Source organism: Rhodoplanes roseus (assembly GCF_003258865.1).
In the GTDB taxonomy this organism is placed as follows: domain Bacteria; phylum Pseudomonadota; class Alphaproteobacteria; order Rhizobiales; family Xanthobacteraceae; genus Rhodoplanes; species Rhodoplanes roseus.
On the sequence record NZ_NPEX01000196.1, the window covers coordinates 1 to 7,351 of the forward strand.

Genomic DNA, 7,351 nt, shown 5'->3' on the forward strand with positions numbered 1-7,351 from the left:
AACCCCGGCGCATCGGTTCTCACGACTGCAGGGCGTATGGATTCCGGGTTCGCCGCTGCGCGGCGCCCCGGAATGACGGAAAGCCAGGGCGACGCACCCCTCAAAACAGCCCGATGATCCGTCCGTCCGGCGTGACGTCGATGGTGGTGGCGGCGGGGACGCGGGGGAGGCCCGGCATGGTCATCACGTCGCCGCAGATGGCGACCACGAAGCCGGCGCCGGCGGCGAGCCGCACCTCGCGGACATGGACGATGTGGCCGGTCGGCGCGCCCTTGATCTCGTGATTGGTCGAGAAGCTGTACTGGGTCTTGGCGATGCACACCGGCAGATGCCCGTAGCCGGCCGCCTGGAAGGCCGCGAGCTGCTCGGCGACCGGCGCGTCGAGCGCGATGTCCTTGGCCCGGTAGATCTCCTGCGCCACGGTGCGGATCTTCTCCACCAGCGGCATGTCGTCGGGATAGAGCAGCGTCAGGCGGCTCTTGCCGCTCTCGGCGGCGCGCACCACGGCGCGCGCCACGTCGACCGCGCCGGCTCCGCCCTCCGCCCAGTGATCGGCCAGATAGGCCTCGACGCCGAGCGCCGCGCAGGCCCGTTGCACCAGCGCGATCTCGGCCGGCGTGTCGGCCGAGAAGCGGTTGATCGAGACCACCGGCACCAGCCCGAACTTCTGCACGTTCTCCACGTGGCGGCGCAGGTTGGACAGCCCCTCCTCCAGCGCCTCGAGATTCTCCGCGAGAAGATCCTCCTTGCGGACGCCGCCGTGCATCTTGAGCGCCCGGATGGTGGCGACCAGCACGACGCAGTCGGGCGCGAGGCCGGTCTTGCGGCACTTGATGTCGAGAAACTTCTCCGCCCCGAGATCGGCGCCGAAGCCGGCCTCGGTCACCACGTAGTCGGCGAGCTTCAAGGCCGTCGTCGTCGCCAGCACCGAGTTGCAGCCGTGCGCGATGTTGGCGAATGGGCCGCCGTGCACAAAGGCGGGCGTGCCCTCCAGCGTCTGCACCAGGTTCGGCGCCAGCGCCTCCTTGAGGAGCGCCGCCATGGCGCCTTGGGCGGCGAGGTCGCGGGCCCGGATCGGCGCCTTGTCGCGGGTCTGGGCGACGACGATGTCGCCGAGCCGCTGCTTCAGGTCGGCGAGGTTCTCGGCCAGGCAGAAGATCGCCATCACCTCGGAGGCGACCGTGATGTCGAATCCGGCCTCGCGCGGAAATCCGTTCACGGCGCCGCCGAGCGAGCAGACGATCTGGCGCAGCGCCCGGTCGTTCATGTCGACGACCCGCCGCCAGGTCACCCGGCGCGTGTCGATGCCGAGCGCGTTGCCCCAATAGACGTGGTTGTCCACCATCGCGGCGAGCAGGTTGTGGGCCGCGCCGATGGCGTGGAAATCGCCGGTGAAATGGAGGTTGATGTCCTCCATCGGCACCACCTGGGCATAGCCGCCGCCGGCCGCCCCGCCCTTCTGGCCGAAGGACGGGCCGAGGCTCGGCTCGCGCAGGCACAGCATCGCCTTCTTGCCGATGTGGACGAGCGCGTCGGTGAGCCCGACCGTGGTGGTGGTCTTGCCCTCGCCGGCCGGCGTCGGGGTGATGGCCGAGACCAGGATCAGCCGCCCGGACGGCCGGTCCTTCAGCGTCTCGACGAAATCGAGCGACACCTTGGCCTTGTAGCGCCCGTACGGCTCTAGCTCGTCCGCCGCGATGCCGAGCTTTTCGCGTGCCACGTCGAGGATCGGGCGCTTGGGCGCGTCCTGCGAGATGGCGATGTCGGATTTCGGCGAGACGTGTTGCGAGGCGGGCATTCGAGGCTCGGCTTCGGGACGGCGGGGCCCGATACGTACAGGAACTCGCGGCGCTCGTCGAAGCCCCGGTGCGAGCGGGCGCCTCAGTCGCGGGCGAAGACGTCGACCATGTCGAAGGCGACCGGCCGGCGGCGGTCGAGCGCCAGGGCGTCCTGCAGCTCGGTGATGTGGGCCCGCATCAGCGCCACGGCCTCGTCGACCTCGCCGGCGGCGCAGTGGCGGATCAGGTCGTCGTGGTGGTCGTGCCAGCCGGCGAGGCCGGCCTGGTTGTCGAACAGGTTGACGATCAGGCTGGTGCGCGCGACCAGCAGCCGGACCTGCTCGGCCAGCGTCCGGATCCCCGACAGCTCGGCCATGACCACGTGGAAGCCGCCGGACAGATGGATGGCCTCGCGCAGATGGCCCTGCTTGCGCAGCACCCGCTCCTGATCGAGGTTGTCCTGCAGCTTGGCGATGGCGGCCGGATCGGCGGCCCGCGCCACCGCCTCGGTGGTGCCGGCCTCGATGGCGATCCGGGCCGCGAACACGTCGCGCGCCTCGCCGGCGTCCGGCGCCGCGACGAAGGCGCCGCGCTTGGGGAAGAACACCACGAGCTTCTCCCAGGTCAGCCGCTGCAGGGCCGTCCCGATCGCCCGCCGGCCCAGGCCGAAGGCCTCGACCAGGGCCAACTCGGTGAGCTTGGTGCCGGGCAGGAGCCGCTGGTCGACGATCGCGGCGAACAGGTGCCGGTAGGCGTCGCCGGCGTCCTCGACCCGGGGGCGATTGCGGTCGTTCATGACGCCGACCAGGCGCCGGGGCTGCTTCATTGTTGTTCGCGCCGTCCGCAGTGAGCACACAGGATTGCGCGCAATTCATAGCGCAACATTGTTTTTGTTCAAGTTCGCAATCGGCACGCGGATTGCTGAGATCCCCTCGCCCTTCTCGCTCGACCTTCTCGCTTCGATCCGCACCATGAAAGGGGAACGACGTGGTGACCTCCGCACCCTCGCGACGCACGCTGCTGCAGGCGGCCCTGGCCGCGCCCTTCGTCCTCGGCGCCCGGCCGGCCCGGGCTGCGACGACGATTCGCTTCTCGCTGGCGGCGCCGTTCGACGGCTCCAATGCGGCGTTCTTCCTGGCCCAGCAGAACGGCTGGTTCAAGGAGGCCGGGCTGGAGTGCCAGTTCGACGCCGGCGCCGGCTCGGGCGAGGCGGTGTCGCGGGTCGGCTCCGGCGTCTACGAGGCCGGCATCGCCGACATCAACTCGATGGCCGAGTTCAACGTCCGCAACCCGGCGGCGGCGATCCGCTGCGTCTACATGGTCTATTTCCGCAGCCCGCTGTGCGTCGCGACGCTGACCAAGTCCGGCATCGCCAAGCCGGCCGACCTCGCCGGCAAGACGATCGGGGCGGCGGCGCCCGACGGCGCCTATCGCCTGTTCACCACCTACGCCAAGGCGGCGTCGCTCGACCCGGCCTCGGTCAAATGGAACATGGTCGGCCTGCAGTTGCGCGAGGCCGTGCTGGCCGGCGGCAATGCCGACGCCATCCTGGGCTTCGACTCGACCATGTATTTCGGCCTGGTGAAGGCCGGCCTCGCGCCCTCCGACATCCGCTTCCTGTACTATTCGGAGGTCGGCCTCGACCTCTATGGAAACGGCATCATCCTGTCGCAGAAATTCCGCACCGAGCAGCCGGCCGCCGCCAAGGCGCTGGTCGGCGTGGCGGCGCGGGCCTGGCAGGCGGCCGCGGCCGATCCGAACGCCGCCGTGGCGGCCCTCAAGGCGCACGCGCCGCTGATCAACGCCGCACTCGAGGAAGAGAAGCTGCGCTGGCTGATCAAGAACCAGATGACGACGCCGGAATCGACCGCCGAGGGCCTCGGCGCCGTCGACACGGCGCGGCTCGCCAAGAGCATGGAGGCGGTCGCGGCCGGCTTCGGGCTCGCCGCGGTGCCGACGCCGGCCGACCTGTTCGATCCCGCCTTCCTGCCCGCCATGGCAGTGCGGAAGCTGCCCGCATGAGCTTCGACACGGTGATCCGCGGCGGCACCATCGCGACCGCCGCGGACGTGTTCACCGCCGACCTCGGAGTCCGCGACGGCCGCATCACGGCGATCGCGGAGCGTCTCGGCGACGCCGACACCGTGATCGACGCGACCGGGCGGCTGGTGCTGCCCGGCGGCATCGACGCGCATTGCCACCTCGACCAGCCGCAGGCGCCCGGCCTCGCCGCCAAGGGCGCCCGCATGGCGGACGGCTTCCGCTCCGGCAGCATCAGCGCCGCCTTCGGCGGCACCACGACCATCGTGCCGTTCTGCGTCCAGCACCGCGGCGAGTCGCTCGCCGCGGCGGTCGCCGACTATCACGGCCGCGCCGAGGGCAACGCCGTCACCGACTACGCCTTCCATCTGATCGTCAGCGACCCGACGCCGGCCGTGCTGGGCCAGGAGCTCCCGGCCCTGATCCGCCGCGGCCACACCAGCCTCAAGGTCTACATGACCTACGACGCCATGCGGCTCTCCGACCGCCAGATCCTCGACGTGTTCGAGACCGCGCGGCAGGAGAAGGCCGTGGTGCTGATCCACGCCGAGAATCACGAGATCATCGGCTGGCTCGCCGAGCGGCTGGAGCGCGCCGGACGCACTCGCCCGCACGAGCACGCGACCTCGCGCCCGCTGCCGGTCGAGCGCGAGGCGACGCACCGGGCCGTCACGCTCGCCGAGATCGCCGGCGTGCCGCTGGTCGTCGTGCACATCACGGGCGGCGAGCCGCTCGACGAGATCCGCCGCGCCCGCGCCCGCGGCCATGTCGTGATCGCCGAGACCTGTCCGCAATACCTGGTGCTGACCGCCGACGATCTCGACATGCCGGATCTGCTCGGCGCCAAGGCGATGTGCAGCCCCCCGCCGCGCGACTGGCACGCCCAGGCGGCGCTCTGGCAGGGGATCGAGGACGGCACCATCGACGTCGTCAATTCCGACCACGCCCCCTACCGGTTCGACGCGGAGGGCAAGCTGAAGGCCGGCCCGCGGGCGCCGTTCCGCGCCATCGCCAACGGAATTCCCGGCATCGAGACCCGGCTGCCGATCCTGTTCAGCGAAGGCGTCGTGAAGGGCCGCATCGACCTGCCGCGCTTCGTCGCGCTGACCGCGACCAACAACGCCAAGCTCTACGGCCTGCATCCGCGCAAGGGCACGATCGCGGTCGGCAGCGACGCCGACCTGGTGCTGTGGGATCCCGAGCGGCGCGTGACCATCACCAACGCCCTGCTGCATCATAATGTCGACTACACACCCTACGAGGGTCTGGAGGTGCAGGGCTGGCCCGAGACCGTCATCAGCCGCGGCGAGATCCTGGTCGAGCGCGGCGAGCTCAAGGGATCGCCCGGCCGCGGCCGCTTCCTGGTGCAGGAGGTGTCGTCGGCCTGGAAGACGCGGGAGATCACGGCATGGATCTGAGGATCGCCGGAAAGCGCGCGCTGGTGCTCGGCGGCAATCGCGGCATGGGCCTCGCCGTCGCCGCGGCGCTGGCACGCGAAGGCGCCCGGCTGGTGCTCGCCGCCCGCGACGAGACGGCGCTCGCCGAGGCGGCCGACCAGATCGGCGGCGCCGAGACGGTTCCGCTCGACCTCGCCGACACCAAGGGCCTCGACGCCTTCGCCCGTCGCGTCGGCGACGTCGACATCCTGGTCGCCAACACGGGCGGGCCGCCCTATGGCGCCGCGTTGCTGCGCGATCCCTCCGACTGGGAGGACAGCTTTCGCGCCATGACGCTGTCGGTGATCCGGCTGACCGACCTGTTCCTCCCGGCGATGCGCCGGGCCGGGTGGGGCCGCATCGTGACGATCGTCAGCACCGGCGCCGTGCAGCCGATCCCGGTGCTCGGCATCTCCAACACGCTGCGGGCGGCGCTGATCGCCTGGTCGAAGTCGCTGGCGCCCGAGATCGCCCGCGACGGCGTCACGATCAACGTACTGATGCCGGGCCGCATCGGCACCGAGCGCGTCCACATGACCGACGCGGCGACTGCGGCGCGCGAGGGCGTCGACGTCGAGACGGTGCGGCAGCGCTCCTTCGCGCAGATCCCGATGGGCCGCTACGGCGAGCCCGACGAGATCGCCGCCGTGGCCGCGTTCCTGTGCAGCGGTCCGGCCTCCTACGTCACCGGCAGCGTCTATCGCGCCGACGGCGGGATCGTCCGGCATGTCTAGGCCCGCCGCGTCGCCCCGGATCGAGACGGCGGGCGAGACCGGCCTCGCGGTGCGCCGCGCCGCGCGCGCCGGCCGGGACGGCCTCACGGTCGGCCGCGCACCCGGGCACGTCCAGGCCAACCTGGTGGTACTGCCGGAGCGCTTCGCCGACGACTTCGCGGCGTTCTGCGCCGCCAGTCCGGCCGCCTGCCCTTTGCTCGGGCGCGGCGAGACGGGCGCCGCCGGCCTGCCGGCGCTCGCCGACGACCTCGACCTGCGCACCGACCTGCCGGCGTATCTGGTGCACGACGGCGGGACGGCCCGGCGCGTCGGAGATCTTCGCTCCGTGTGGCGCGACGACCTGGTCGCCTTCGCGATCGGCTGCTGGTTCGGCGCCGAGGCGGCGCTGCGGGCGGCCGGCATCCGGCTGAGACACGTGGAGCTCGGCATCCAGGGGCCGCTGTTCCGCACCGACCGCCCCGCGGCGTCGTGCGGGCCCTTCGCCGGACCGCTAGTCGTCTCGATGCGCCCGTTCGCCGCCGCCGACGTGGAGACCGTCGTCTCGATCACGGCCGGCCTGCCGCGCAGCCACGGCGCGCCGATCCATGCCGGCGATCCGGCGGCGCTCGGCATCAGGCGTCCTGAAACGCCGGACTGGGGCGAGCCGCTGATGCCGGAGCCCGGCGAGACCGCGCTGTTCTGGCCGTGCGGCCTCACCGCGCTGGCCGCCGTCGAGGCGGCACGCGTGCCGTTCTTCATCACCCACGCGCCGGGCGCCATGCTGGTGACGGACCTGCTCGAAGGAGATTGTCGGTGACCCTGCTGCGACCCGCGACCAAGCTCACCCACCGGGGCGCGCTCCTCCTCGTCGCCGCCGCCGAGGAGGCGGCGCGCGCGATGGGCGTGCCGCAATGCATCGCCGTCGTCGACGAGGGCTGCAACCTGGTGGCCTTCCTGCGCATGGACGGCGCCCGCGTGCTGTCGATCGAGAGCGCCACCCGCAAGGCGATGACGGCGGCGGCGACCGGCAAGCCGACCGGCGGCATCGCCCCCGACAAGGCGCTGCTGCTGGCCGAGGCGACCTCGGGCCGGATGACCAATCTGCTCGGCGGGGTTCCGCTGATCGCCGACGGCCAGGTGGTCGGCGGCATCGGCGTCGGCTCCGGCACGGGCGAGCAGGACCTCGAGGTGGCGCAGGCCGCCGTCGCCGCCTTCATGCGGGCCCAGGCGCCATGACGGACGCCGTGCCGCTGCCCGCCCTGCCCGTCGCCGAGACGCCGCCGCTGCTCGACCGGATCGTCCAGCTCGAAGACGTCCGGGTGCGATTCGGCACCGGGGACACGTCCCTCGTGGCGCTCGACCGCACCAGCCTGACGGTGCGGTC

Annotated in this window: 7 protein-coding genes; 5 read left to right on the top strand and 2 right to left on the bottom strand. The window is 71.8% G+C overall.

Annotation, left to right across the window (positions count from 1 at the left end):
- Positions 1–100 precede the first annotated feature (100 nt).
- Both CH341_RS22160 and CH341_RS22165 read right to left on the bottom strand, forming a co-directional pair.
- Positions 101–1,798: a formate--tetrahydrofolate ligase gene (locus CH341_RS22160; RefSeq protein ID WP_111421149.1), complete on the bottom strand. Its 1,698-nt coding sequence runs from the start codon at positions 1,796–1,798 to the stop codon at positions 101–103.
- A gap of 83 nt (positions 1,799–1,881) precedes the next feature.
- Positions 1,882–2,604: a GntR family transcriptional regulator gene (locus CH341_RS22165; RefSeq protein WP_111421150.1), complete on the bottom strand. Its 723-nt coding sequence runs from the start codon at positions 2,602–2,604 to the stop codon at positions 1,882–1,884.
- Between the two features lie 164 nt (positions 2,605–2,768).
- Between CH341_RS22165 and CH341_RS22170 the strand changes: the two genes are divergently transcribed.
- From CH341_RS22170 to CH341_RS22190, 5 genes are read left to right on the top strand one after another with little or no spacing between them, the layout of a single operon-like run.
- The gene (locus CH341_RS22170) at positions 2,769–3,800 is read left to right on the top strand and encodes an ABC transporter substrate-binding protein (protein ID WP_170149757.1); all 1,032 of its coding nucleotides are present in this window, start codon (positions 2,769–2,771) and stop codon (positions 3,798–3,800) included.
- Positions 3,797–5,236 carry a dihydropyrimidinase gene (hydA, locus tag CH341_RS22175; RefSeq protein ID WP_111421152.1) on the top strand — a complete coding sequence of 480 codons (1,440 nt, stop codon included), beginning with the start codon at positions 3,797–3,799 and terminating at the stop codon, positions 5,234–5,236. Before CH341_RS22170 ends, hydA begins: the two co-directional genes overlap by 4 nt.
- Positions 5,227–5,988, top strand: coding sequence for an SDR family oxidoreductase (locus CH341_RS22180; RefSeq protein WP_111421153.1), 762 nt, complete (start codon positions 5,227–5,229; stop codon positions 5,986–5,988). Before hydA ends, CH341_RS22180 begins: the two co-directional genes overlap by 10 nt.
- The gene (locus CH341_RS22185; protein ID WP_111421154.1) at positions 5,981–6,784 is read left to right on the top strand and encodes a D-glutamate cyclase family protein; all 804 of its coding nucleotides are present in this window, start codon (positions 5,981–5,983) and stop codon (positions 6,782–6,784) included. Before CH341_RS22180 ends, CH341_RS22185 begins: the two co-directional genes overlap by 8 nt.
- Positions 6,781–7,203 (top strand): GlcG/HbpS family heme-binding protein, encoded by a 423-nt coding sequence (locus tag CH341_RS22190; RefSeq protein WP_342635028.1) that lies wholly within the window; start codon positions 6,781–6,783, stop codon positions 7,201–7,203. Before CH341_RS22185 ends, CH341_RS22190 begins: the two co-directional genes overlap by 4 nt.
- Positions 7,204–7,351: the final 148 nt, after the last annotated feature.

What these genes read in the sequence shown, in the direction of transcription:
- CH341_RS22160 (WP_111421149.1), bottom strand. Translation starts at nt 1,798, where the DNA reads ATGCCCGCCTCGCAACACGTCTCGCCGAAATCCGACATCGCCATCTCG.
- CH341_RS22165 (WP_111421150.1), bottom strand. Translation starts at nt 2,604, where the DNA reads ATGAAGCAGCCCCGGCGCCTGGTCGGCGTCATGAACGACCGCAATCGC.
- hydA (WP_111421152.1), top strand. Translation starts at nt 3,797, where the DNA reads ATGAGCTTCGACACGGTGATCCGCGGCGGCACCATCGCGACCGCCGCG.
- CH341_RS22180 (WP_111421153.1), top strand. Translation starts at nt 5,227, where the DNA reads ATGGATCTGAGGATCGCCGGAAAGCGCGCGCTGGTGCTCGGCGGCAAT.
- CH341_RS22185 (WP_111421154.1), top strand. Translation starts at nt 5,981, where the DNA reads ATGTCTAGGCCCGCCGCGTCGCCCCGGATCGAGACGGCGGGCGAGACC.